This is a genomic window from Falsochrobactrum tianjinense (assembly GCF_019100495.1).
GTDB classification, from domain to species: domain Bacteria; phylum Pseudomonadota; class Alphaproteobacteria; order Rhizobiales; family Rhizobiaceae; genus Brucella; species Brucella tianjinense.
Map to the genome: position 1 here is coordinate 434,208 of NZ_JAHRVA010000001.1, position 24,290 is coordinate 458,497.

The following is a 24,290-nucleotide window of genomic DNA, read 5'->3' on the forward strand; positions in this document are numbered from 1 at the left end:
TAAGCCGCGCGGGATTTCGAGTGGATTTAACGAAGATCGACCCAGCCTGCCTCACTAAAGCATATCTCCCAAAAGCGGGAACCGGTTTTGGGTTAAAGACATGCGAAAGAACAAAGATTTAAAGCGCGTCGCATGATTACCATTAAACGCGATGCGTCTTAGACCGCGAGATCGGGCTGGCTACTGCGGCTGGCCCGAACACTTATTGCGAATTACCCATGATAATGTCGAGCAGCGTTGTTGATTTGCGCTGTTGCGGCTCGCTCCCTATATTGGCGGGCGGCATGGGTCGATTATCGTTGGCGCTGACTGGATAATTGGCTGGTGTACCCTGTTTCTGGCCCTGTTGCTGGATTGAATTTCGCGTGGGCGAATCCGGCGCGGGCGGCCAGTAACCGTCATCGCCATTGCCCGCGATGGGCTGATTGCCATAGCCGTCCTGCGACATCAGGCCCGGATCGTAAGGCGCATTCGGATCGATCCCGTCATTGCCGCCGGGCAATACATCCTGAATCTCGTAATGCCCGGGCAGTTCCATGATGGGAACGCCCTTATGGGCTTCCTTCATGAAGGTTTTCCAGGCTGTTACCGGCAGGCCCGATCCGAAGACGCGCTTCATGGCTTTGCCGTCATCATTACCGAACCAGACGCCGGTGGTGAGGTTGGCGGTATAACCAATGAACAAGGCATCGCGGAAATTCTGGCTGGTGCCGGTCTTGCCCGCCGCGGGCCAGCCGAAAGCGGCACGTCTGGCGGTTCCGTCTTCGACAGTGCGACGCAGCATGGCGTTCATCATGCCAAGATTGCGCTCACTGATGACACGCGGGCCGACGCCATCCTGCTTCTGATAAAGCACATTGCCCTGCGAATCCGTGACCTTCGTGATGAAGTAGACCGGCGCGCGATAGCCGCCATTGGCAAAAGGCACATAGGCGTCGGTCAGTTCGAGAAGCGTTACTTCCGATGTGCCGAGCGCAAGCGAGGCGTTGGGCGTCAGCTTCGACTGCACGCCGAGCCGGTGCGCGGTGTCGACTACTGTCTGCGGGCCGACTTCCATAACAAGCTGGGCGGAAACGGAATTGAGCGAGTGGGAAAGCGCAGTTGCAAGCGTCACCGGCCCCATATATTTGCCGCTATCGTTGCTTGGCGTCCATTTTCCGATGCGTATCGGCGCGTCATTGCGGATTGAATCGGGCGTGCGTCCCTGTTCCAGCGCGGAAAGATAGACGAAGGGCTTAAAAGCGGAAGCGGGCTGGCGATGGGCGTCGGTTACGCGGTCGAACTGGCTTGCCGCATAATCATAGCCGCCCACCATGGCGCGCACCGCGCCGGTATTGTCGATGGAAACAAGCGCACCCTGGCTGACATTCATCTTCTTGCCGTTTTCCAAAATCTGATCCTTGATCGCACCTTCAGCAGCCTCCTGAAGATTGAGATCGACCGTCGTCTGGACCGTGATGTCATCGCGAGCTTCGCCGATCAGATCGGGCAGTTCGGAAACCACGCGGTCGGCGACATAATTCTCCGATCCTTGCCAGTAGGATGGAGCGCGGGTGGGCGGCTCGCTTTCCGCGATAGCCAACTGCCTGTCATCGATCATGCCTTCCTCGCGCATTGCGCCGAGAACGACCCTGGCGCGCGCGGCAGCCGCCTCCGGGTCACGCGCGGGCGAAAGGCGCGACGGTGCTTTGAGGAGACCGGCCAGGGTGGCCGCTTCCATCAGGTTCACGTCCTTGGCAGATTTGCTGAAATAACGTCGTGACGCGGCATCGACGCCATAGGCGCCCGAACCGAGATAGACCCGGTTGAGATACATTTCGAGTATCTGGTCTTTGCTGTATTTGTGCTCAAGCCAGAGGGCGAGCATGACTTCCTGAACCTTTCGCTCCAGCGTGCGTTCGGGCGAAAGGAACAGGTTCTTGGCAAGCTGCTGCGTGAGTGTCGAGCCGCCCTGTACGGTGCGGCCCGATGCGATATTGGTGACGACCGCGCGCGCCAGACCGATCGGATCAATGCCGAAATGCGAATAGAAACGGCGGTCCTCGATGGCCATCACGGCTTGCGGAATAAAGGACGACATTTCATGCAGGCCGACGGCCTGTCCGCCGGTCGTGCCGCGATTGGCGATCAGATTGCCGTTCACATCGACGATGCGTACATTGGGCGGCCGGTCGGGAATGGCCCAGTCGGTTGTGGGTGGCATTTTGGCTGCGAAATAAACCAGCATTCCAGCGAAAGCGATACCACCCCACAGGCCAAGCACCAAACACCAATAGATTGCGCGGCGCGCAAAGCCGAAAAATCCCCCGTGTTTTGTCTTTTTGCTGCGACGCGAGCCGCGCGGCCTGCGATCTTTCGGCGGCTTTCCTGCCTGTGGCGTTCTGGCCATGCGGTCCCCCTCATCAACGGTGAACATGTCTTCGTCTGCTTGCCGAGCTTTCCCGAAGGTAGGTTCGATACGTTCTTTTCTGCCGCCTCGCGAAGCCATATCTGCTCAGATCCGCCCACCACTCGCAGGTCGCCTCGATGAATGAGACCCGCCTTTATCAAACTTACACGCACATATTGAGGGCGCTGTAACCGCCTGAAGGGTAAATGCGGCAGTTTAAAGGGGCGTAAACCCGATGCAGATAAATTGTCTCGAATATTTCAGTAAAAAGAAAAGGCCCCGCATTGCGGGGCCCTTTATCAAGATCGGTTTGAGCCAGATCAGAACTTATACGCGAGGCCAAGACGAACGTCGTGGGTCTTGAACTTGTTCTCGACGTCGTAACCGGTGTCGAAGTCATAATCCTTATTACCGTAATCGGTGTAACGGTATTCAAGCCGCAGGATGACATTGTCGGTCGCCGCATAGTCGATACCGCCGCCAATGGTCCAGCCAGTGTGCGTCTTGCTTTCGGAGTAGCCGACGAAATCCACGCCATCTGTAGCCGAGATCGAGTTCTTGATGCTGCCGAATGCCACACCGCCTGCGATGTAAGGCAGGAAGCGATCAAAGGCATAACCGGCGCGAGCGCGCACGGCACCCGACCAGCGCAGCTTGCTGTCGAGGCTGGTAGTAATGCCCTGATCGGTTTCGGAATAGCCGTCTTCAAGGTCATTGTAGGTTACGTCAGCGTCGATACCCAGAATGAAATTGTTTCCAACATCAAAATTATAGCCGCCATAGATACCGCCAAGAAAGCCGTCGGGCTTGACCTCGAGGTAATCTACGCCGTCGCTGAATTCTGACTTGCCCCATCCATAGCCGATCTGGCCACCGATATAGGCGCCTTCCCACGAGAAGGCAGGAGGAAGAATAACCGGTGCGGGCTCTTCCTGAATGATAGCATCAGCCGCCTTGGCGCCGGTTGCGGCGAGAAGAGCGACAGTCGATGCGAGAAGCAGAGCTTTGATCTTCATGATGGTCCTCCAAGGGAAAATGTTACCCCTAATATAAGCGAATCCTCAAAAGAGTCTGTAGCAAGCAGGACACACCTGCCACTTTGTGACAGGTCTATTACATAAGCCCCTTACGATTGAAGGAAAGATTTGTGCGTTGCAAAGCTGTCCGCCAGCGCGATCAGTGCTGTAATTTCTGACAATCCCACGCTATAAGCGGCCAGGGTGACACAAGCATTTCCGGCTGAAAAGTGAACTGCCCTGAAGGAGAAAAACAGATGGGTGGAGGCGCGGGGGCTGCACGTCGTATCGACTGGGTCGATATAGCCAAGGGCATCTGCATTATCTTCGTGGTTATGATGCATTCTACGCTTGGCGTGGAAAAAGCGGCTGGGGCTCAGGGCTGGATGCATTATGTCGTCGCCTTCGCCAAGCCTTTCCGTATGCCGGATTTCTTTTTGATCTCAGGCCTGTTTCTCAGCCTCGTCATCGACAGGCCGTGGCGGCGCTATCTCGATCGCAAGGTCGTGCATTTTCTTTATTTCTATATTCTCTGGCTGACGATCCAGTTTGCCTTCAAGGCGCCAGGCATTGCCAGTGAAGCAGGCATCTCCGGCGTCGTGAATGCTTATCTCATGGCCTTCATAGAGCCGTTTGGAACGCTCTGGTTCATCTATATCCTTCCTGTTTTCTTCATTGCGACGCGGCTTTTGAAGCGGGTGCCGGTGGGGATTACTTTCGCTGCGCTGGCTTTTCTGGAAATCCTGCCGATCCATACAGGCTGGGTCATGGTGGATGAGTTCTGCTCGCGCTTCGTCTACTTTTTTGCGGGCTATGCCTTTGCGCCTGCGATCTTCCGTATTGCCGACTGGCTGCGCCAGCGGCCACTAATCGGGATTGCCGGTCTGCTTGTCTGGAGTGTCGTCGAGGTGAAGCTTGTCTTCATGCCAGTGCCGGAGAGCCTTGCTTTCCTCATTCCACCTGCTGCCGATCTTCTGGATGGGCGCGGAGCGGTGAGCGACCTGCCGATCATGTCGCTTCTGCTCGGAATTGTTGGTGCATTGGCGATTATTTCGGTCTCGTCCCTGCTTGGTCTGCTTGCGGAAAAAAACTGGCTGCACAGGGGGCTGAGCTGGCTCGGAGCACATTCGATCGTCGTCTATCTCGCCTTCTTCCTGCCGATGGCCATTGCCCGGACAGTCCTGTTGAAACTCGGTATCGGCGATATAGGCACGGTCTCTCTGCTGACGACAGCCAGCGGCGTGATAGGCCCGGTCATTCTTTATGGTCTCATCCAGTGGACCGGCTACGGGCAGTTTCTGTTCCGTCGACCGGCCTGGGCTTATATTGACGCGATGCCGCAAAAGAAAACGGCGGCCACTGCCGCCGTTTAAACTGTTAACTATGGGAGAATATGTCGGTTTCCGGCCAGCCCATGAGATCGAGTTCCGAACGGGTTGGCAGGAACTTGAAGCAGGCTTCGGCCTGCTTTGTGCGGCCATCGCGCTCAAGACGCTGTTCCAGGACAGCTTTCAGACGATGCAGATAGAGCACGTCGGAAGCGGCATATTCGAGCTGCGCCGGCGATAGTGTTTCCGCCGCCCAGTCGGAGGACTGCTGCTGCTTGGAAATGGAAACGTCCAGAAGCTCACCGCAAATTTCCTTGAGACCGTGCCGGTCCGTATAGGTTCGGGTGAGCTTCGATGCGATCTTGGTGCAGAACACCGGCTGCGGCATGGTACCGAAGGCATGCGCCAGTACCGCCAGGTCGAAACGGCCGAAATGAAAAATCTTGGTGATCGAACGGTCTTTCAGAAGCTTCACCAGATTGGGAGCTTTCTTCTGTCCAGCCTCGATCTGGATTACGTCCGCAGTGCCGTCACCGGGCGAAATCTGCACCACGCAAAGCCGGTCGCGATGGGGGTTGAGACCCAGCGTTTCGGTATCGATGGCAACCGCATCCACCTGATAATTGTCGAGGTTCGGCAGGTCGTTCTTGTGAAAACGGATAGTCATTTATTCTTCCTTGTTTGGCCGCGATAGCGACCATGATATGCGCCCTACCTGGCAGCGATAGCCGCCATAATTCGGGCCCATGAGCGCTGCCCCTTATGAAAGGAGTTCAGTTCGTATTTTTCGTTTGGCGAATGGATGCGGTCATCTTCCAGGCCGAAACCGACCAGCAGCGATTCCATGCCGAGGAACGTGTCGAAATCGCCGACGATCGGGATCGAGCCGCCCATGGCGATCAGCACGGCAGGCTTCGGCCATTCGTCTGAAAGCGCGTCCTTGGCCTTCGAAACGAGCGGCGAGTCGTATGGCAGCTGGATGGCAGGCGAACCACCATGCGGATGGAATTCCACCGAGCAGTCAGCCGGAATCCGTTCCTGCACGAAAGCGCGGAAGGCTTCGCGGATTTTTACCGGATCCTGTTTATGCACAAGGCGGAACGAAACCTTGGCGGAAGCCTCCGCCGCAATGACGGTCTTGAAGCCTTCGCCGGTGTAGCCGCCGGTGATGCCGTTCACTTCCGCCGTCGGGCGTGCCCATGTCAGTTCAAGGACGCTGCGGCCCTTCTCGCCGGACGGAATCGACAGGCCGATCGGGCCGAGGAAATTTTCCGCTGTGCGACCGAGACCTTCCCATGATTTGAGAATCTGAGTCGGCGTTTCTTCCACGCCTTCGTAGAAACCCGGAACTGTCACGCGTCCGGTTTCGTCGTGAAGATCGGCCAGAATCTTGCTTAGAATGTGGATCGGATTTGCTGCAGCGCCACCGAAGAAGCCCGAATGCAGGTCGCGGTCGGCTGCCTTGATGACGATTTCCTCGCCGACGAGGCCGCGCAGGCCAACGCTGATGGCAGGCGTTTCAGCATCCCACATGGCGGTGTCGCAGACAAGCGCCACATCGGCTTTTAGCTCTGCCTTGTTGGCATCGAGGAAAGGCTTCAGCGATGGTGAGCCGGATTCTTCCTCACCTTCGAACAGGAGCGTCACCTTGACCGGCAGCGTGCCGTTGACGGCCTTATAGGCGCGGCAGGCCTCTACGAAGGTCATGAGCTGGCCCTTGTCATCGGACGTGCCGCGTCCGGTCAGAATCTTGCGGCCGCTGCCCATGTCCTTGATCGCCGGAGCGAATGGATCGTTTTCCCACAGGTTCAGCGGATCGACCGGCTGCACGTCATAATGACCGTAGAACAGCACATGCGGCGCGTCCGGTGTGGCACCTTCATGATGGGCAACCACCATCGGATGACCGGGCGTATCGCGCACGCTGGCGTCGAAACCGATCGAGTTCAGGTCCTCTACCAGCCATTCTGCTGCCTTGCGGCAATCAGCCTTGAAGGCCGGATCGGTGGAAATTGACTTGATCCGCAGGAGATCGAACAGATGGTCAATGCTTTTGTCGAGATTGGCATCGAGATGGCCGAGAACTTTGTCGAGGTTGGACGTGGGATGCGTGGACATGGGATTTGCCTGCCTGCGATTCATGAAACTGGCGGCAGACTACAACCAGAGCCTTCAAGAAGAAACCCGGTGCGCCCGTTGTGAACTTCATTTGCGCGGACCATCAAGGAAAAATGGTGTAAAAATGATTGACCGTTGTGGTGAGGGTATACCACAACGGCCATATCACTATACTCAAAGCGGCAGCCCGGAGAGGGGAATGAGGCTGCCGCATCATCCGGTATCCAACGGGGGACGGGTTGGAACACCGGCGATCGACGAACTGTCGATGATTAGGATTTGGCCCTTCAAAAGTGGCTATTCAAGGGCACGGAAGATTACAAATCTGTAACAAAAACGTTATTAACGTGATGAGACTTGAAGTCTGCAGATCGCGCGATCCGCGCCTTTCAAGTGGATGGCGCAGCCCTCTGCCACTGCGTCGGTTTTCTTTGCGTCCGCTTTGCTTTAAGCCTTGAAACAAATTTCAGCAAAAGTGCGTAGCGGTTTTGCGCCCGGACTCCGAAATTGCGTAAGGACCAGGAACAGGCATGAAACAAGGCGATCATCTCTTTCTCGTTGACGGCTCTGGCTATATTTTCCGCGCCTATCATGCCCTGCCGCCGCTGACCCGCAAGTCGGATGGCCTGCCGGTGGGCGCGGTCGCAGGTTTCTGCAACATGCTCTGGAAGCTGCTCAAGGACGCACGCAATACGGATGTGGGTGTGGCTCCCACACATTTCGCGGTTATTTTTGACTATTCGTCAAAGACGTTCCGCAATGAGCTTTATCCCGAATATAAGGCCAATCGCACGGCTCCGCCCGAAGATCTCATTCCCCAATTCGGCCTTATCCGGCAGGCGACCCGCGCCTTCAATCTTCCCTGCATCGAAAAACAGGGTTTTGAAGCCGACGATCTGATCGCAACCTATGCCCGCCTTGCCGAGCAGGCGGGCGGCGATGTCACCATCGTTTCGTCTGACAAGGACCTCATGCAACTCGTGACGCCACTAGTGTCCATGTATGACGGCATGAAGGACAAGCAGATTTCCATTCCCGAAGTCATCGAGAAATGGGGCGTTGCCCCGGAAAAGATGATCGATCTGCAATCGCTTACTGGCGACAGCACCGATAATATCCCCGGAATTCCCGGCATCGGTCCGAAAACGGCGGCGCAATTGCTCGAAGAATATGGTGATCTTGATACGCTGCTGGCTCGTGCGAGCGAGATCAAGCAGAACAAGCGCCGCGAGAATATCTTAGCCTTTGCCGATCAGACCAAACTTTCGCGACAGCTTGTCACGCTCAGGACGGACGTTCCACTCGACGTTCCGCTTGATGCACTGGTGTTGGAGCCTCAAAACGGGCCGCGGCTGATCGGTTTTCTCAAGACGATGGAATTTACCACGCTCACCCGCCGCGTGGCCGAGGCAACCGATACGGATGCGTCGGCGGTCGAGCCATCTCATGTCGAGACCGAATGGGGCGCGGATGCCCACGGCCCCGATATCGATGTGCCGGAAGGAGAGACATCGCAAGCTGCATCTGTTGGCGCTCATGCCGCAGCCGATGGCTATACGCCGCTTGATTTGGCGCAAAAGCGGGCATCGGATGGATTGGCGGAAAAGATCGACACAAGCGTCTATACCTGCATTCGCGATCTTGGAACGCTGAATCAATGGCTGGCCGAGGCGGTCGAAAATGGCCTTGTCGCTTTCGATACGGAAACGAACTCGCTCGATCCGATGCAGGCGGGACTGATCGGCTTTTCGCTGGCGCTTGCTCCGGGCAAGGCGGCCTATATCCCGCTTCAGCATAAGTCCGGTGCTGGCGACCTGCTTGGCGGCGGGATGGTCGAGGGGCAGATTCCGCTTGGTGAAGCGCTTGCTGCCCTGAAGCCGGTGCTTGAGGATCCGTCTGTCCTCAAGATCGCGCAAAACATGAAGTATGACTGGCTGGTCATGCGCTGCCACGGCATCAATGCCGTTGCTTTCGACGATACGATGCTGATCTCCTATGTGCTGGACGCAGGTGTTGGCGGGCACGGCATGGACCCGCTGGCGGAGCGCTGGCTCGGACATACAACAATTCCCTACAAGGACGTGGCGGGTAGCGGCAGAAGTGCCGTGACCTTCGATATGGTCGATATCGACCGCGCCACGGCCTATGCGGCGGAAGATGCAGATGTCACCCTTCGTCTCTGGCAGGTACTCAAGCCGCGTCTGGCGGCAGAAGGACTGATGTCGGTCTATGAACGGCTCGAACGCCCGCTGGTCGATGTGCTGGCGCGCATGGAAGAGCGCGGCATCTCGGTTGACCGACAGGTTCTCTCGCGTCTTTCCGGTGATCTGGCGCAGGCCGCCGCAGCTTTCGAGGACGAAATTTACGAGTTGGCGGGCGAGAAATTCACCATCGGTTCGCCCAAGCAGCTCGGGGATATTCTGTTCGGCAAGATGGGATTGCCGGGGGCTTCCAAGACCAAGACCGGCCAATGGTCCACCTCCGCGCAGGTATTGGAAGACCTTGCCGCCGCAGGCCATCCGCTGCCGCGCAAGATTGTTGACTGGCGTCAGCTTACAAAGCTGAAATCCACCTACACCGACGCGCTGCCGGGTTTCATCAACCCGCAAACCAAGCGCGTTCACACGTCCTATGCGATGGCGTCGACCTCGACCGGTCGGTTGTCGTCATCCGATCCAAACTTGCAGAATATTCCGGTGCGCACCGCCGAAGGCCGCAAGATCAGGACCGCTTTCATTGCCGAACCAGGCAACAAGCTGATTTCTGCCGACTATAGTCAGATCGAACTGCGCGTATTGGCTCATGTGGCGGATATTGCGCAATTGAAACAGGCCTTTGCCGACGGCGTCGATATTCACGCCATGACGGCATCGGAAATGTTCGGCGTGCCGGTGGAAGGGATGCCGTCCGAGGTGCGCCGTCGTGCCAAGGCGATCAATTTCGGCATCATCTATGGTATTTCCGCCTTCGGTCTTGCCAATCAGCTTTCGATTCCGCGCGAGGAGGCGGGTCAATATATACGCACCTATTTCGAGCGCTTCCCTGGCATCAAGGATTATATGGAAGCGACCAAGGCTTTCGCCCGCGAACATGGTTATGTCGAAACCATCTTCGGTCGCCGCGCCCATTATCCCGACATCAAGGCATCCAATGCGCAGGTGCGCGCCTTCAACGAACGTGCGGCCATCAATGCGCCCATTCAGGGATCGGCGGCTGACATTATCCGCCGCGCCATGATCCGCATGGAAGACGCGTTAGCGGCAGAAAGACTCGCCGCGCGCATGTTATTGCAAGTGCATGACGAACTGATCTTTGAAGTACCGGAAGAGGAGGTGGAGAGAACCATCCCCGTGGTGCGCCATATCATGGAAAATGCGGCCATGCCCGCAGTATCGCTTACCGTGCCATTGCATGTCGATGCGCGTGCGGCGCATAACTGGGATGAGGCACATTAGGGGCTGACCCGGTTGACCTGAGCGGCCCGACCCTATAGGAAAAGCGCAATTCTGTTGCTTCGGTAGTCGCCGGCGGGTCGTGAACATTGGGTTTGCGGCCAATGGGTATGCGGCTTGAGAAGCTTTTGTGAAAGTCATTCATGTCTCTGCCCGAAACCATCGCTCCGGCTCTTTCCGGGGCAATAGCCGCTCGCGGTTATAATACGCTCACCGCTGTCCAGAATGCCGTTCTGGCTCCCGAAACGCTTGATGCCGATCTGCTCGTTTCCGCGCAGACCGGCTCCGGCAAGACCGTTGCATTCGGTCTTGCCATGGCTTCCACCATCCTTGGTGATGAACTGCGCTTCGGTAATCCCGAAGCCCCGCTTGCCATAATTATCGCGCCGACGCGCGAACTGGCGCTTCAGGTGCGCCGCGAACTGGAATGGCTTTATGCCGATACCGGCGCGCGGATTGCTTCCTGCGTTGGCGGCATGGATATTCGCACTGAACGCCGGGCGCTGGAACGCGGTTCGCATATCGTCGTCGGCACGCCGGGACGCCTGCGCGACCACATCACTCGTTCGGCGCTCGACATGTCGGCGCTGCGGGTTGTCGTGCTCGATGAAGCCGACGAAATGCTTGATATGGGTTTCCGCGAGGATCTGGAGTTTATTCTCGGTGAAGCTCCGGCGGATCGCCGCACGCTGATGTTCTCCGCAACGGTGCCAAAGCCGATTGCCCAGCTTGCCAAGCGTTTCCAGAATAATGCGCTGCGCATTTCGGCCGCTGGTGAAGCGGGGCAACACGCCGACATCGATTATTTTGCTATGCCGGTTCCGCCGCATGAGCGCGACCATGCGGTCATCAACACACTGCTTTATTACGATGCGCAGAACTCCATCATTTTCTGTTCCACCCGCGAAGCGGTGAAACACATGGCAAGCCGCCTTTCCAATCGCGGTTTTGCTGTGGTGGCGCTATCGGGCGAGTTGAGTCAGGCCGAGCGCAACAATGCGCTCCAGTCGATGCGCGACGGGCGCGCCCGCGTCTGCGTGGCAACGGACGTTGCCGCGCGTGGCATCGATCTGCCCAATCTCGATCTGGTCATTCATGCCGATCTTCCGACCAATGCCGAGACGATGCTGCACCGCAGTGGTCGTACCGGGCGCGCGGGCCGCAAGGGTACCTGCGTGCTGGTTGTACCTTTCTCACGCCGTCGTATTGCAGAACGCCTTCTGCATATGGCGAAGCTCGACGCGCAGACAGTGCCGGCCCCTAGCATCGCAGCCGTTCAAGCTAAAAACAATGAGCGCATTCTCAACGGCGAAGCCTTCAATCAGCCGGTTGAAGAGGAGCATCAGGACCTGCTCAAGGCGCTTCTGGAGCGCTATACGCCGGAGCAGCTTGCCGGGGCCTATCTCAATCGCGAACTTTCGCTTGCACCCGCACCGGAAGAATTGTCCGATGCGCCGGTTCATCCGATCGGCGGTAAAAGACTCCATGATCGCTTTGAGAAAAACGATCGTTTCAACCGCCGCGAACAAGGCGAGCCGGGCGAGCGTTTCGACCGCAACGCCCGCTTCGATGGCGTGTGGTTCTCGGTTTCAGCGGGCCGCAAGCATCGCGCCGATCCGAAATGGCTGCTGCCGTTGATCTGCAAGGCTGGCGACGTGTCCAAGCGCGATGTTGGTTCGATCAAGATATTCGACAACGAAACCCGCTTTGAAATTTCAGCTTCCAAGGCTGATGAGTTCCGTCGATCGGTCGAAGAACGCGGCACCGGCGAAAAGGGTCTGGTGATCCGTACGGCTGTGGCAGGCGCTGGCGGTGACGCTGCTCCGCGCGAGGGCAAGGGTAGCTTCAAGCCGCGCGGCGACAAGTTCAAGGGCGACTTCAAGAAGCCTGGCAAGAAATTCGACGGCGGCAAAAAGCGCCGCGAAGACTAAGCTGCAATCCAAAAAAAGCCCCGGAAATCCGGGGCTTTTTCGTATCAGACGTCGAGATTGGCGACGCTCAATGCATTGTCTTGAATGAACTCGCGGCGTGGTTCCACCTCATCTCCCATCAGGCGGCTGAAAAGCTGGTCCGCATCGGTCGCATCCGTGACCTTGACCTGTAGAAGCGAGCGTGCATTGGGGTCGAGCGTGGTTTCCCAAAGCTGTTCGGCATTCATTTCGCCAAGACCTTTGTAACGTTGCAGCGTCAGGCCCCTACGTCCGGTTGCGAAGATCGCATCGAGCAGCGCCATCGGGCCGGAAAGCGTGTCGACCTTATCCTTGCGGCGCAGCACCGGCGGTTCGGCGAAGACATCCGCCAGCCGTGAAGCAACGCGGTCGATCTGGCGGGCGTCGGCGGAGCCGAGCAGCGCCATGTCGAGAATGGCTATATCCTTCACGCCGCGCACCATGCGCTCAAAACGATAGCCACCATCTTCGGTCGCATGACCCGACCAGCCGCGCTCGGTTTCTTCCGAAATCATATCGAGGCGCTTTGCAACAGTATCGGCAGAGGCCTGGGCTATGACATTGTTGGACGCGGCATCAGGATTAAGAAGCCCGGCAATCGCAGCCTGCTCCACCACGCGGCGATCATAGCGAGTGTGCAGACCGTTCAGAAGCTGGCGCAGCATACGCGCGTCATCAACCAGCGACCACAAATCCGCCGAGGCACGCATTTCACCGCTTCCCAGCTCCAATGTCGCTTCTTCGAGGCCCGTTTCGATGAGGAAATCTTCGAAAGCAGCCTCATCCTTGATATATTGCGAGGACTTGCCGCGCGTCACCTTATAGAGCGGCGGCTGCGCGATATAGATATGACCGCGCTCGATCAGTTCCGGCATCTGGCGGAAGAAGAAGGTCAGCAGCAGGGTACGGATATGCGCGCCGTCGACATCGGCGTCAGTCATGATGATAATCTTGTGGTAGCGTAGCTTATCGGGGTTGAAGCCGTGAGTTTCGTCCTTGCCGATGGAAGTACCGAGCGCCGTAATCAGCGTGCCAACCTGATCTGACGAAATCATCCGGTCGAAGCGTACGCGCTCCACATTGAGGATCTTGCCTCTCAGTGGCAGGATTGCCTGGTTCTGGCGTGAGCGCCCGCTTTTGGCGGAGCCGCCTGCGGAGTCACCCTCGACGATGAAGATTTCCGATTTTGCCGGATCACGCTCCTGGCAATCGGCCAGTTTGCCCGGCAATGAGGTAACGCTAAGCGTACTCTTACGCGTAATGTCCCGCGCCTTGCGCGCTGCTTCGCGCGCGGCTGCGGCTTGAATGACCTTTTCGACGATGATCTTGCCGCCTGACGGATGCTCCTCAAGCCAGGTCGACAGCGCTTCGTTGACGAGGCTTTCCACCACCTGCCGTACTTCCGAGGAAACCAGCTTGTCCTTGGTCTGCGACGAGAATTTCGGGTCGGGCACCTTGACGGAAAGAACGGCGGTCAGTCCCTCACGGCAATCGTCGCCGGTGAGTGTGACCTTTTCCTTCTTGGTCATGCCCGAAGCATCGGCATAGCCCGTCACCTGACGGGTCAGCGCACCGCGGAAACCAGCCAGATGGGTGCCGCCGTCGCGCTGCGGAATATTGTTGGTGAAGCACAGTACCTTTTCATGATAAGAATCATTCCACCACATGGCGACTTCGACGGTCATGCCGTCCTTTTCGCTGCGGATATAGATAGGGTCTTGCAGAAGCGGCTTCTTGCCCTGATCGATATATTTGACGAACTCGATCACGCCGCCGTCATAATGCAGTACCTGTTCGCGCACATCCGCATGACGGTGATCTGCCAGCTTGATGCGAACGCCGGAATTGAGGAAAGCCAGCTCGCGCAGGCGGCGCTCCAGCGTCTCATAGTCGAAATCGACCATGCTGAAAGTGTCGGGTGAAGGCAGGAAGCTGACTTCGGTACCTGTCTCGCTGCCTGCATCGCCTGTGACGGCTAGCGGGGCATCGGCCACGCCGTGCGTAAACGAAATCTCGTGGATTTTTCCGTTACGGCGGATTTTGAGGCGAAGCCAGACGGAAAGCGCATTCACGACCGACACGCCCACGCCATGAAGGCCGCCGGAAACCTTGTAGGAATTCTGGTCGAATTTGCCGCCAGCATGGAGCTGGGTCATGATGACTTCGGCAGCTGATACGCCTTCTTCCTTGTGGATGTCGGTCGGGATACCGCGTCCGTTATCGGTCACGGTGCACGAGCCGTCGGCATTCAGCGTTACGGTAACAAGTGTGGCGTGCCCTGCCAGTGCTTCGTCGATCGCATTGTCGACCGTTTCGTAAACCATGTGATGCAGGCCGGAGCCGTCGTCCGTATCGCCGATATACATGCCGGGACGCTTGCGAACAGCATCCAGACCTTTCAGGACACGAATGGAATCCGCGCCATATTCGGCGGGGGCTTCGGAATTCATCTCTGGAGTCTCGCTCATGAAAATCTTTCGAAAATGCGCCGCGAACGCGGCCTTAAAGCCTGCTGCAATTGCAGCATTAAAAACCCTGTCGAATCACACGACAAACATGGCTTTAATATAGGCGCTTGCGTCTGATTCTCCAAATTTTGCAGCCCAATTTGCCGGGGATTCCGGTGCTTTGGCCACAGAACGGCGATAGCGCTGGCACGGGGCGTCTGGATACGTCACAATTGCCGCTTATATCATCTTGATGGCATTCGAATTTCTTCACATATGAGGAACGCCTGATGGAAGCAGCCGCCGCAATGATGCAGAACTCGACGCCCTTCGTACCGCCTGCGCCACGACCGCGTGACAAGCCTGTCGGGCGTTTCGAGATGATGCGCGTTGTCTATCGTAATCCGCTCGAACTCTGGGGCGAGCCTTCCTATAATGAACCATGGGTCAAGGTAAGCTGGTTCGGCATGAGGACGATCATCGCCAACGATCCGGGGCTTATCCGCCACGTGTTGGTGGACAATGCCTCCAATTATCCGATGTCCGCCATCCGCCAGCGTGTGCTGCGCCCGCTTCTGCGAGACGGTCTCCTGACGGCTGAAGGGCAAGTCTGGAAGCGCTCGCGCAAGGCCATGGCTCCGATCTTCACCCCGCGCCATATCAACGGTTTCGCGCAGACCATGCGCGACCGCTCGCGCCTTTTTGTCGAACGTTACAAGACGTCGGGCACGATTACCGATGTCGCGCATGACATGACGCTTTTGACATACGACATTCTGGCCGAAACGCTGTTCTCGGGCGAGATTGCAGGTGATCCGAACGATTTCGCGCGTCAGATCGACAAATTGTTCGAAACCATGGGGCGCGTCGATCCGTTCGACCTTCTGGGCCTGCCGGACTGGTTGCCGCGCTTCACGCGGCTGCGCGGCCAGCAATCGCTGGGCTTCTTTCGCGAGCTTGTTTCGGAAACCATCGCTCTGCGCAAGGCACGCATGGACAAGGGCGAGGATGTGCCGAACGATTTTCTGACGCTGCTCTTGCGCGCCGAAGGGCCTGAAGGCTTGAGCCGGGCCGAGATCGAGGACAACATCATCACCTTTATTGGTGCGGGTCATGAAACCACCGCCCGCGCACTTGGCTGGACGCTCTATCTGCTTGCCAAGGCACCTCATGAGCGCGAACAGGTCGAGGTGGAAATCGATGGATTTTTCGCACAGGGCGGACGTGATGTGCCATCGCACGAATGGCTGGCGAAATTACCCTTCACCCGCGCTGCCTTCGAGGAGGCGATGCGGCTTTACCCACCCGCGCCTTCGATCAACCGCGAAGCTGCGACCGACGACAGCTATGGCGATCTGAAAATCGAGAAGGGCACCACCATTCTGGTGATGCCCTGGGTCATCCATCGCCACCGGCTTTATTGGGACCAGCCGGATGCCTTCATGCCGGATCGCTTCTGGCCGGAAAACCGCGAGCGGCTCGACCGTTTTCAGTATCTGCCCTTTGGCGCAGGCCCGCGCGTCTGTATCGGCGCGAGCTTCGCATTGCAGGAGGCTGTCATCGCATTGGCTACGCTGCTTGACGGTCGCCGCTTCGACGTGCTGGAAACCACAAAGCCATGGCCGGTGCAGAAGCTGACGACGCAGCCGCAGGGCGGCTTGCCGATGAAGGTGATCAGGCGCTGATGAGCCTCTCGGAGTGCCAGCGGATGTGGTCCTCCATAAAGGTCGAGATGAAGAAATAGGAATGGTCATAGCCCTCGCGCATATTGAGCGTGAGTGGAATACCGGCTTTCTTGCACGCCTCTTCCAGAAGCCATGGGCGTAAGCCCTCATTGAGAAAACCATCCGCCGTACCCTGATCGACAAGAATTTCCGGAAACCGGTATCCGTCCTCAATCAGCAGCGTCGTATCATATGGGCGCCATGCGCGTTCTTCCATGCCCAGATATTTTTCCAGAGCCGGTTTCGACCAGCCAGCCGTCGAAGGCTGAACGATTGGCGCGAAGGCTGACACGGATTTGAAACGGTCGGGGTTTTTCAGCGCAATGGTCAAGGCACCGTGTCCGCCCATGGAGTGGCCGGTGATCGCCTGCCGTGCCATGTCGAGCGGAAACTCTGTTGCGACCAGATCGGTCAGTTCTTGTGTGATGTAGCTGTACATCTGGTAGTTTCGGGCGAAAGGTTCCTGTGTCGCATCGACATAGAAGCCCGCACCCTTGCCGAATTGCCAGTTGTCGGGTTCGTCTGGAATATCGTCGCCGCGTGGACTTGTATCCGGGCAAATGACGGCAATTCCCAGTTCCGCGGCCATTTGGCGATATTCGCCCTTGTCCATCACGTTCTGATGTGTGCAGGTGAGGCCGGAAAGATACCACAGAACCGGCACCGGACCGTCGGCGGCCTGCGGCGGGAGGAAGACGGAAAAGGTCATATCGCACTGGCAGCTTTCGCTCTTGTGGCGATAGACGCCTTGCGTTCCGCCAAAGCATTTTGCGGTCGAAATCGTTTCCATGGACATTTTCTAGCTCCCGAGTGCGACCGCGACATTGACCGATGCGGCGACGAGGACGGTGTTGAAGAAGAACGATACGATGCTATGCAGCAATGTGATTTTTCGCATCGCGGTAGTTGTGACATTCGTGTCAGAAGTCTGGGCCGTCATGCCTATGACATAGGCATAATAGGTGAAATCCCAGCCCGAAGGCTCGGGAGTGCCGGGAAATTCGAAGCCGCCGCGGTGACGGCTCGCATGGCTTGAATCGTCGCCCGCGGGCTCTTCCGGCTGCCAGTAGACATGGGCATAGTGAATGGCCGTCATCATGTGAATCGTGCACCAGCCGAGCGGCACCGAGGCAAGCGTCATGACCAGTGCGAAGATGTCGGCCTTCGGTTGCTGGTTTATGAGGATGAACAGCGAAACAATCGCGACAATGACAGTCGCAAATGTCACCAGAAAGATAATCCAGACCGGCTCGTCGGTGCTGGCCGCGTGCTTTTTCAGATAGGCCGCGGTGAGCTTCGGCAAGGCCGTCATCGCCAGGACCAGATATAGCACGAAAAAGCAGTTTGCCCCGATGACGGGCGCAAGCGGGCTTTTTAGAATCCAGGCAATGATGAAGGCCGCTGCGCCGCCGGCTGCCGCGAGATAAAACGACACATGACGGTGCAGGAGATACATCAGGCTTCTGCTCCCTGCGGTTCGAGCCGCATATCGACGTGCGGAATACCATCTTCCAGATATTCGTCAGAAATCGCAACGAAGCCGAACGAGCCATAGAATTTTTGCAAATGGCTTTGCCCGCCAAGTTCGGCTGGAAGGCCGGGAAAATGCGTCCGCACGAATTCTACCGCTTCTTTCATGAGCCGCTGGCCAAGCTTGTCGCCGCGATAATCGGGCGCCACGACGACGCGCCCGATCTTCACCGGCTTATTTCCTTCCGGCGGCAGAACCCGCAGACTTGCTGCGAGTTCATCACCATCCAGAATACGCAGGTGAAAAGCGCCGATATCCCTGCCGTCGATTTCCGGATAGGGGCATTTCTGTTCGACCACGAAGACATCCATACGCAGCTTCAGCAGAGCGTAAAGCGCACGGGGGGACATGTCATCGAGCACGTCCCACCGGGATATGAGTGCCTTTTCCTGCATCAATATACCACGACAGAACGGATGGATTTGCCTTCATGCATGAGGTCAAAGGCGGTGTTGATTTCGTCGAGCGGCATGGTGTGGGTGATAAGATCATCAATGTTGATCTTGCCTTCCATGTACCAGTCAACGATCTTCGGAACGTCCGTGCGTCCGCGCGCGCCGCCAAAGGCCGTACCCTTCCAGACGCGCCCGGTGACGAGCTGGAACGGACGCGTGGCGATTTCCTTGCCCGCTTCCGCCACACCGATGATGATCGATTCACCCCAGCCGCGATGGCAGCATTCCAGCGCCTGACGCATGACGTCGGTATTGCCGGTGGCATCGAAGGAATAGTCCGCACCGCCATCGGTCAGGTCTTGAATGGCCTGCACCACCTTGTCGTTGCCAATCTCGCGCGGGTTGATGAAGTCGGTCATGCCGAACTTCTTCGCCATTTCCACCTTGGCCGGATTGATGTCCACGCCGATGATCTTGTCCGCGCCGACCATGCGCGCACCCTGAATGACATTGAGACCGATGCCGCCGAGGCCGAACACAACGACATTGGAACCCGGACGAACCTTCGCCGTGTAAATCACTGCACCGATGCCCGTCGTAACACCGCAGCCGATATAACAAATCTTGTCGAAAGGCGCATCTTCGCGCACCTTGGCGACGGCGATTTCCGGCAAAACAGTAAAGTTCGAGAAGGTCGAGCAGCCCATATAATGGAACACTTCACCGCCATCGCAGGAGAAGCGGGTGGTGCGGTCCGGCATCAGACCCTGCCCCTGCGTTGCGCGGATCGAGGTGCAGAGGTTCGAACGCTGGGACAGGCAGGTTTTGCACTGGCGGCATTCGGGCGTGTAAAGCGGAATGACGTGATCGCCCGGCTTGACCGAGGTCACGCCTGCGCCCACTTCGCGCACGATACCCGCACCTTCATGGCCGAGGATCGCCGGGAATTTTCCTTCCGAATCGAGGCCGGAGAGCGTATAGGCGTCGGTATGGCAAATGCCCGTCGCCATGATTTCGACCAGCACCTCGCCAGCGCGGGGTCCCCCGATCTCGACTGTTTCAATGGTGAGTGGCTTTTTTGCCTCCCACGCGACAGCTGCGCGTGACTTCATGACGATGTTTCTCCCTTTCAGTCTATCTTAGTTCAACGCACTCATTTGAGGTAGGTGCGCAGAATCCGCATGATTTCGTCGATTTGCGTATCGGGGTCGGCTTTCGTTTCCTGCGCGAATGTTTCGCGAAAATGACTCTCCAGTACTTCTGCCATCAATCCGTTGGCTGCGCCGCGCAGGGCCGCGATCTGCTGTAACAGGGCCGCGCATTCCGTGCCTGCTTCCACAGCGCGCTCCAGCGCTTCGGCTTGACCGCGAATGCGGCGCAGGCGCATTAGGGCACGCTTCTTGTCTTCCGGTGAATGCGGCATGGAAACTCCCGATTTCCGCAAAATCTATATACTATGGGGGAGTATGTCAATTCTGGACAAGAGCGCCTCGCTCATGCAAACCGCCAAAGCATGTAATCGAAACGGTGAACACTTTTGTCACATCTGCCCGATCTTCCCGTCACCCGCATTCTGCCGCAGCTCGACGCCGCACTTGCCGCACATGCAAGCGCGGTGCTGGTCGCACCTCCCGGCGCTGGTAAAACGACGCTGGTGCCGCTGCATTTCCTAAATGCAAACTGGCGCGGAGATGGGGTGATTGTGCTGCTGGAGCCTCGCCGTCTGGCGGCGCGCGCCGCAGCGCGACGCATGGCATCGCTCCTTGGCGAAGAACCGGGTGAGACGGTCGGCTACCGCATGCGCCTTGAAAGGCGAGTCTCCGCACGCACGAAAATCCTCGTCGTGACCGAAGGCGTCTTTGCGCGCATGATTCTCGATGACCCGGACCTCAGGGGCGTCGCCGCAGTCCTCTTCGATGAGTTCCACGAACGCAGTCTCGATGCGGATTTCGGACTGGCGCTGGCACTGGATGTACAGGCAGCACTGCGCGACGACCTGAAAATTCTCGTCATGTCGGCAACGCTCGACGGTGCGCGCGTCTCATCGCTTCTGGGAGACGCGCCGGTGATCGAGAGTGAGGGGCGTGCTTATCCGGTCGATATCCGTTATCGCGACCGCAGGGCGGATGAGCGCATCGAGGATGGCATGTCCCGTGCGATCCGTGAGGCCCTGGCGGACGAGGCAGGCAGCATTCTGGCGTTTTTACCCGGACAAAGCGAGATTGAGCGGACAGTGCGGCTTCTGGAAGGTCGTTTGCCGGCAAATGTCCATCTCGCACCTCTTTATGGCGCGATGGAAGGCCGGGATCAGGACGCGGCGATCAAGCCTGCACCCGCAGGGTACCGCAAAGTGGTGCTGGCAACATCGATAGCTGAAACCTCCATTACTATTGATGGCGTGCGGGTGGTAATTGATTCAGGCCTTGCCCGCTTGCCAAAATATGAACCGGCCACCGGCCTCACACGCCTTGAAACCGTGCGTACTTCTCGCGCGAGTGCCGATCAACGCGCTGGTCGTGCTGGTCGTACCGAACCGGGTATCGCCATTCGCCTCTGGCATCAGGGACAGACGGCATCTCTCCCCGCATTCTCCCTGCCTGAAATTCTGGAAGCCGATTTGTCTGGCCTTGTTCTTGATGCGGCCGCATGGGGCGTGATCGATCCGGCAACGCTTTCGCTGCTCGATAAACCACCGCTACCTGCCTTAAGGGAAGCCAAAGCGCTGCTTACGCGGCTTGGCGCACTGGATGAAACAGGGCGTCTGACTGCGGACGGCGAAGCGATGCGTTCGCTAGCTCTGCCTGCACGCCTTGCGCATATGGTGGCAGAAGCGGGTAAACGTGGCGAGGCATTGCGGGCCGCAGAACTCGCCATGCTTCTGACCGAGCGTGGCCTTGGTGGTAACGAAACCGACCTCGACACCCGCATGTCGCGTTTTCGCAATGATCGTTCCGACCGTGCGCAGCGCGCCAAAGGACTGGCAAAACGCCTTGCCGCCAATGTGCCGAACAATGGCGAGCCTGCCGGTTCCGGCACTGGTCGGATGTTGATCGATGCTTATCCGGATCGTATCGCCAAAGCACGTGGCCAGATCGGGCAATTTTTGCTGGCCAACGGGCGTGGTGGCGAAGTCGATCCCGGCATTAGCCTCAGCCGCGCATCATGGCTGGTGGTGGCCGATATGTCCGGCAGAGCAGGACGCGCGCGTGTCTTATCTGCTGCTGAAACATCGGAAGCCGAAATCCGCGCCGCGCTTGGCAACAAGATCGAAAGCGGGCGACAGGTCGTCTATGACGCAGAAAAGAATGCACTTCGTGCTCGCGAGGCTGTGCGCATCGGCGCCATAGCGCTTTCCGAGAAACCGCTTGCAGCACCGTCCGGCATCGCTGCGGATGAGGGGGTGATTGCCGCCGTGCGTGAACATGGTCTTGATATTCTGCCATGGAGCAAGGAGGCCAATATTCTGCGCCGCCGTCTCGGCTGGCTCAAACGGGGCCTCGGCGACCCATGGCCATCCATGGACGACGAGCATCTTCAGGAGAAGCTTGAAGACTGGTTATTGCCGTTTCTGACCGGCGAAGCGCAGTTGGACCACATTCCTGGCCATGTCTTGAAAAACGGTCTGATGAGCCTTGTTCCTTTCGATCTGCAACGCAGTGTCGATCGGCTTGCGCCGACCCATTTCGAGGTGCCGACCGGATCGAACATTCCGATTCGCTATGACGCTGAGGAGCCGGTGATTGCCGTGCGCGTGCAGGAGCTGTTCGGTCTTGACGTTCACCCGGCAATTGCCAATGGCAAGGTGCCGCTGCTTCTTGAGCTATTGTCTCCGGCGCATCGTCCTATCCAGATCACGCGTGATCTGCCCGGCTTCTGGAAAGGATCATGGGCCGATGTGCGCACCGACATGCGCGGGCGATATCCGCGGCACGTCTGGCCGGAAGATCCCGCAAAAGCGCACCCCACACGCCGTGCCAAGCCACGCGGGACGTGATCTCCAGCCTGCGACCGGATAACGCAGTTTCCCTTGCACGACTATCTGCCTTGCCGCATAAGGGGCAGACCTTTGGGGGAACCATGCACGCTGAGTTCAACAATCGCGCTTCCAATATTTCGCGTCGCCCGCGTCTTACCACGCTCGTTCGCGTGCGCTGGCTTGCCGTTGCCGGTCAGACGGCGGCGGTCATGCTGGTGGCCCTTTATCTCCAGTTTCCGTTTGCTGTTGGAATCTGTTTCGCACTGATTGCCTGTTCGGCCTGGCTCAACCTCTATCTGGCCTTTCGTTTCCCGACCAATCACAGGCTCAATCCGGCAGCGGCCAGTCTCGTGCTGGCATTCGATATTCTACAGCTCGCAGGACTTCTTTATCTCACCGGCGGATTGCAGAATCCATTCATCATCCTGATGATTGTGCCGGTTATCATTTCGGCCACGTCGCTTTCCGCGCGGCACACGCTTGTATTGGCGCTGCTGGTCGTCGCTTGCACATCCGTGCTGACCATAGAACACGAGCCGCTACCGTGGTATCCCGGCGAAACGCTGAACCTGCCCTTTCTTTTCGTCGTCGGTATCTGGTGCGCCATCATTTCCGCGCTGGGTTTCACCGGGGTCTATGCCTATCGCATCGCGGAAGAGGCGCGCCAGCTCGGCGATGCGTTGAGCGCCGCCGAACTGATTCTTCAGCGTGAACACCACCTGACGGCGCTGGACGGTCTGGCCGCGGCGGCAGCGCATGAACTTGGCACGCCTCTGGCAACAATCGCCCTCGTGGTGAAGGAAATGCAGCGTTCGCATGCCAACGATCCCGGCCTTGCGGAAGACATCGCGCTCCTGCACTCGCAGACGCAACGCTGCCGCGAAATCCTTCTGCGCCTCACCAGTCTTTCCTCCGAAAACGAAGAGCATATGTCGCGTCTTCCGCTATCTTCACTGATCGAGGAAGTGATCGCGCCGCACCGTAATTTTGGTATCGTTATCGACGTGCAGCGGATGGAGGGGCCAAAGCCGGAACCAGTGACACGGCGTAATCCGGGGCTTCTCTATGGCCTCGGCAATCTGGTGGAAAATGCCGTCGATTTTGCGCGCAGCAATGTCAATGTGACGTGGGGCTGGACAGACGCCAGTGTCAGTGTGACCATTCAGGACGATGGCGAAGGGTTCAAACCGGAAATCCTCGACCGCATCGGCGAGCCTTATATGACCAGCCGTGATGCCACCAGAAACGGGGGCGGGCTGGGGCTTGGCCTGTTCATAGCCAAGACCCTGCTGGAACGATCCGGTGCGCAGATCACCTTCCGCAATCGCAATAATCCGGGGCAGGGTGCCGAAGTAAAGGTGATATGGCCCCGCTCTGCCTTTACATCGGTTTGACGGAGACGTTCGCATGACCATACCGCTGGAAATCCAGAGAGCGACCGAGGAGTTCGACAGGTTCCTCGCCACAGCGCGGGACGAAGCGGGACTTGCAACCCGCAACCAGACTTATACGATGGTGGAAGGCGTTCTCGTCACTTTCCGCCGCAGGCTCGACTTTGCTGAAGCGATTCGCTTCGCCGGCATCCTGCCGCCGGTCCTGCGTGCGATCTTTGTTGCGAACTGGGATCTGGACGAAGCGAAGCAACCATTTTTCAGCCGGCAAGTTTTGACAGAAGAAGTGCAGTCTTTGCGTAAGGATCATAATTTTGCGCCTGATTCGGCTATTTCAGACGTAACAAAGGCATTGCGCGCGCATATGGACCAAAAGGAACTCGATGCCGTTCTGGCGCAGTTGCCGCCGCAGGCACGCGATTACTGGGGTATCTCAAGCAACTGAAACAGAACCTGTATCAAATTCTTGTGTTTGGTGCGGGAAATATCCTGAAAATACAAGAACTTGCGTTGGAGGGGCTAATGAACATCTGTTCAAATTGCTTCAAGAATTCAATGGCTATTTGACTTTTTG

General features: G+C 57.7%; 17 protein-coding genes. 7 read left to right on the forward strand and 10 right to left on the reverse strand.

Annotated features, from left to right (window positions below; all coding sequences use genetic code 11):
- Window positions 1-202 precede the first annotated feature (202 nt).
- Together KUG47_RS02035 and KUG47_RS02040 are read right to left on the reverse strand one after the other, a co-directional pair.
- Window positions 203-2,488 (reverse strand): transglycosylase domain-containing protein, encoded by a 2,286-nt coding sequence (locus KUG47_RS02035; RefSeq protein ID WP_217676288.1) that lies wholly within the window; start codon window positions 2,486-2,488, stop codon window positions 203-205.
- Between the two features lie 221 nt (window positions 2,489-2,709).
- Window positions 2,710-3,405, reverse strand: coding sequence for an outer membrane protein (locus KUG47_RS02040; protein ID WP_217676289.1), 696 nt, complete (start codon window positions 3,403-3,405; stop codon window positions 2,710-2,712).
- Between the two features lie 257 nt (window positions 3,406-3,662).
- Here KUG47_RS02040 and KUG47_RS02045 point away from each other — a divergent pair, with 257 nt between their 5' ends.
- Complete coding sequence (locus tag KUG47_RS02045) at window positions 3,663-4,778, forward strand: acyltransferase family protein (RefSeq protein ID WP_217676290.1); 1,116 nt, start codon at window positions 3,663-3,665, stop codon at window positions 4,776-4,778.
- A gap of 4 nt (window positions 4,779-4,782) precedes the next feature.
- Here the strand turns inward: KUG47_RS02045 and KUG47_RS02050 are convergent, their stop codons facing one another.
- Window positions 4,783-5,400: a ribonuclease D gene (locus KUG47_RS02050; RefSeq protein ID WP_185917249.1), complete on the reverse strand. Its 618-nt coding sequence runs from the start codon at window positions 5,398-5,400 to the stop codon at window positions 4,783-4,785.
- 44 nt (window positions 5,401-5,444) lie between these two features.
- Window positions 5,445-6,851: a dipeptidase gene (locus KUG47_RS02055; protein WP_217676291.1), complete on the reverse strand. Its 1,407-nt coding sequence runs from the start codon at window positions 6,849-6,851 to the stop codon at window positions 5,445-5,447.
- Between the two features lie 530 nt (window positions 6,852-7,381).
- Here KUG47_RS02055 and polA point away from each other — a divergent pair.
- Complete coding sequence (gene polA, locus KUG47_RS02060) at window positions 7,382-10,306, forward strand: DNA polymerase I (RefSeq protein WP_217676292.1); 2,925 nt, start codon at window positions 7,382-7,384, stop codon at window positions 10,304-10,306.
- A 140-nt stretch (window positions 10,307-10,446) separates the two neighbouring features.
- On the forward strand, window positions 10,447-12,234 hold the full coding sequence (locus KUG47_RS02065) for a DEAD/DEAH box helicase (protein ID WP_217676293.1): 1,788 nt from the start codon (window positions 10,447-10,449) through the stop codon (window positions 12,232-12,234).
- A gap of 44 nt (window positions 12,235-12,278) precedes the next feature.
- Here KUG47_RS02065 and gyrB read toward each other — a convergent pair whose 3' ends face one another.
- On the reverse strand, window positions 12,279-14,720 hold the full coding sequence (gene gyrB / locus KUG47_RS02070) for a DNA topoisomerase (ATP-hydrolyzing) subunit B (protein ID WP_217676294.1): 2,442 nt from the start codon (window positions 14,718-14,720) through the stop codon (window positions 12,279-12,281).
- Between the two features lie 269 nt (window positions 14,721-14,989).
- On the opposite strand from gyrB, the gene KUG47_RS02075 reads away from it, so the two are divergent.
- Window positions 14,990-16,384, forward strand: a complete 1,395-nt coding sequence (locus KUG47_RS02075; protein WP_254799247.1) for a cytochrome P450 — start codon at window positions 14,990-14,992, stop codon at window positions 16,382-16,384.
- Here the strand turns inward: KUG47_RS02075 and fghA are convergent.
- From fghA to KUG47_RS02100, 5 genes are read right to left on the reverse strand one after another with little or no spacing between them, the layout of a single operon-like run.
- Window positions 16,374-17,213 (reverse strand): S-formylglutathione hydrolase, encoded by an 840-nt coding sequence (fghA, locus tag KUG47_RS02080; RefSeq protein WP_217676950.1) that lies wholly within the window; start codon window positions 17,211-17,213, stop codon window positions 16,374-16,376. The two genes, KUG47_RS02075 and fghA, sit on opposite strands and share 11 nt — an antisense overlap.
- 9 nt (window positions 17,214-17,222) lie before the next feature.
- Window positions 17,223-17,879, reverse strand: a complete 657-nt coding sequence (locus KUG47_RS02085; RefSeq protein ID WP_217676295.1) for a DUF1345 domain-containing protein — start codon at window positions 17,877-17,879, stop codon at window positions 17,223-17,225.
- Window positions 17,879-18,349 (reverse strand): GNAT family N-acetyltransferase, encoded by a 471-nt coding sequence (locus tag KUG47_RS02090; RefSeq protein ID WP_185917256.1) that lies wholly within the window; start codon window positions 18,347-18,349, stop codon window positions 17,879-17,881. Before KUG47_RS02090 ends, KUG47_RS02085 begins: the two co-directional genes overlap by 1 nt.
- Window positions 18,349-19,461, reverse strand: a complete 1,113-nt coding sequence (locus tag KUG47_RS02095; RefSeq protein WP_185917257.1) for an S-(hydroxymethyl)glutathione dehydrogenase/class III alcohol dehydrogenase — start codon at window positions 19,459-19,461, stop codon at window positions 18,349-18,351. The genes KUG47_RS02090 and KUG47_RS02095 overlap by 1 nt, the downstream gene beginning before the upstream one ends.
- 41 nt (window positions 19,462-19,502) lie before the next feature.
- On the reverse strand, window positions 19,503-19,772 hold the full coding sequence (locus tag KUG47_RS02100; RefSeq protein ID WP_217676296.1) for a metal/formaldehyde-sensitive transcriptional repressor: 270 nt from the start codon (window positions 19,770-19,772) through the stop codon (window positions 19,503-19,505).
- 114 nt (window positions 19,773-19,886) lie between these two features.
- Between KUG47_RS02100 and hrpB the strand changes: the two genes are divergently transcribed.
- The 3 genes from hrpB to KUG47_RS02115 all read left to right on the forward strand — a co-directional run bounded on the left by hrpB (window position 19,887) and on the right by KUG47_RS02115 (window position 24,161).
- Window positions 19,887-22,343, forward strand: coding sequence for an ATP-dependent helicase HrpB (gene hrpB, locus KUG47_RS02105; RefSeq protein WP_217676297.1), 2,457 nt, complete (start codon window positions 19,887-19,889; stop codon window positions 22,341-22,343).
- Window positions 22,344-22,426: 83 nt separating this feature from the next.
- Window positions 22,427-23,719 (forward strand): ActS/PrrB/RegB family redox-sensitive histidine kinase, encoded by a 1,293-nt coding sequence (locus KUG47_RS02110; protein ID WP_217676298.1) that lies wholly within the window; start codon window positions 22,427-22,429, stop codon window positions 23,717-23,719.
- A 13-nt stretch (window positions 23,720-23,732) separates the two neighbouring features.
- Window positions 23,733-24,161 (forward strand): DUF2267 domain-containing protein, encoded by a 429-nt coding sequence (locus KUG47_RS02115; RefSeq protein ID WP_217676299.1) that lies wholly within the window; start codon window positions 23,733-23,735, stop codon window positions 24,159-24,161.
- The last annotated feature ends 129 nt before the right edge of the window (window positions 24,162-24,290 follow it).

What these genes read in the sequence shown, in the direction of transcription:
- KUG47_RS02035 (WP_217676288.1), bottom strand. Translation starts at nt 2,488, where the DNA reads ATGGCTTCGCGAGGCGGCAGAAAAGAACGTATCGAACCTACCTTCGGG.
- KUG47_RS02040 (WP_217676289.1), bottom strand. Translation starts at nt 3,405, where the DNA reads ATGAAGATCAAAGCTCTGCTTCTCGCATCGACTGTCGCTCTTCTCGCC.
- KUG47_RS02045 (WP_217676290.1), top strand. Translation starts at nt 3,663, where the DNA reads ATGGGTGGAGGCGCGGGGGCTGCACGTCGTATCGACTGGGTCGATATA.
- KUG47_RS02050 (WP_185917249.1), bottom strand. Translation starts at nt 5,400, where the DNA reads ATGACTATCCGTTTTCACAAGAACGACCTGCCGAACCTCGACAATTAT.
- KUG47_RS02055 (WP_217676291.1), bottom strand. Translation starts at nt 6,851, where the DNA reads ATGTCCACGCATCCCACGTCCAACCTCGACAAAGTTCTCGGCCATCTC.
- polA (WP_217676292.1), top strand. Translation starts at nt 7,382, where the DNA reads ATGAAACAAGGCGATCATCTCTTTCTCGTTGACGGCTCTGGCTATATT.
- KUG47_RS02065 (WP_217676293.1), top strand. Translation starts at nt 10,447, where the DNA reads ATGTCTCTGCCCGAAACCATCGCTCCGGCTCTTTCCGGGGCAATAGCC.
- gyrB (WP_217676294.1), bottom strand. Translation starts at nt 14,720, where the DNA reads ATGAGCGAGACTCCAGAGATGAATTCCGAAGCCCCCGCCGAATATGGC.
- KUG47_RS02075 (WP_254799247.1), top strand. Translation starts at nt 14,990, where the DNA reads ATGGAAGCAGCCGCCGCAATGATGCAGAACTCGACGCCCTTCGTACCG.
- fghA (WP_217676950.1), bottom strand. Translation starts at nt 17,213, where the DNA reads ATGGAAACGATTTCGACCGCAAAATGCTTTGGCGGAACGCAAGGCGTC.
- KUG47_RS02085 (WP_217676295.1), bottom strand. Translation starts at nt 17,879, where the DNA reads ATGTATCTCCTGCACCGTCATGTGTCGTTTTATCTCGCGGCAGCCGGC.
- KUG47_RS02090 (WP_185917256.1), bottom strand. Translation starts at nt 18,349, where the DNA reads ATGCAGGAAAAGGCACTCATATCCCGGTGGGACGTGCTCGATGACATG.
- KUG47_RS02095 (WP_185917257.1), bottom strand. Translation starts at nt 19,461, where the DNA reads ATGAAGTCACGCGCAGCTGTCGCGTGGGAGGCAAAAAAGCCACTCACC.
- KUG47_RS02100 (WP_217676296.1), bottom strand. Translation starts at nt 19,772, where the DNA reads ATGCCGCATTCACCGGAAGACAAGAAGCGTGCCCTAATGCGCCTGCGC.
- KUG47_RS02110 (WP_217676298.1), top strand. Translation starts at nt 22,427, where the DNA reads ATGCACGCTGAGTTCAACAATCGCGCTTCCAATATTTCGCGTCGCCCG.
- KUG47_RS02115 (WP_217676299.1), top strand. Translation starts at nt 23,733, where the DNA reads ATGACCATACCGCTGGAAATCCAGAGAGCGACCGAGGAGTTCGACAGG.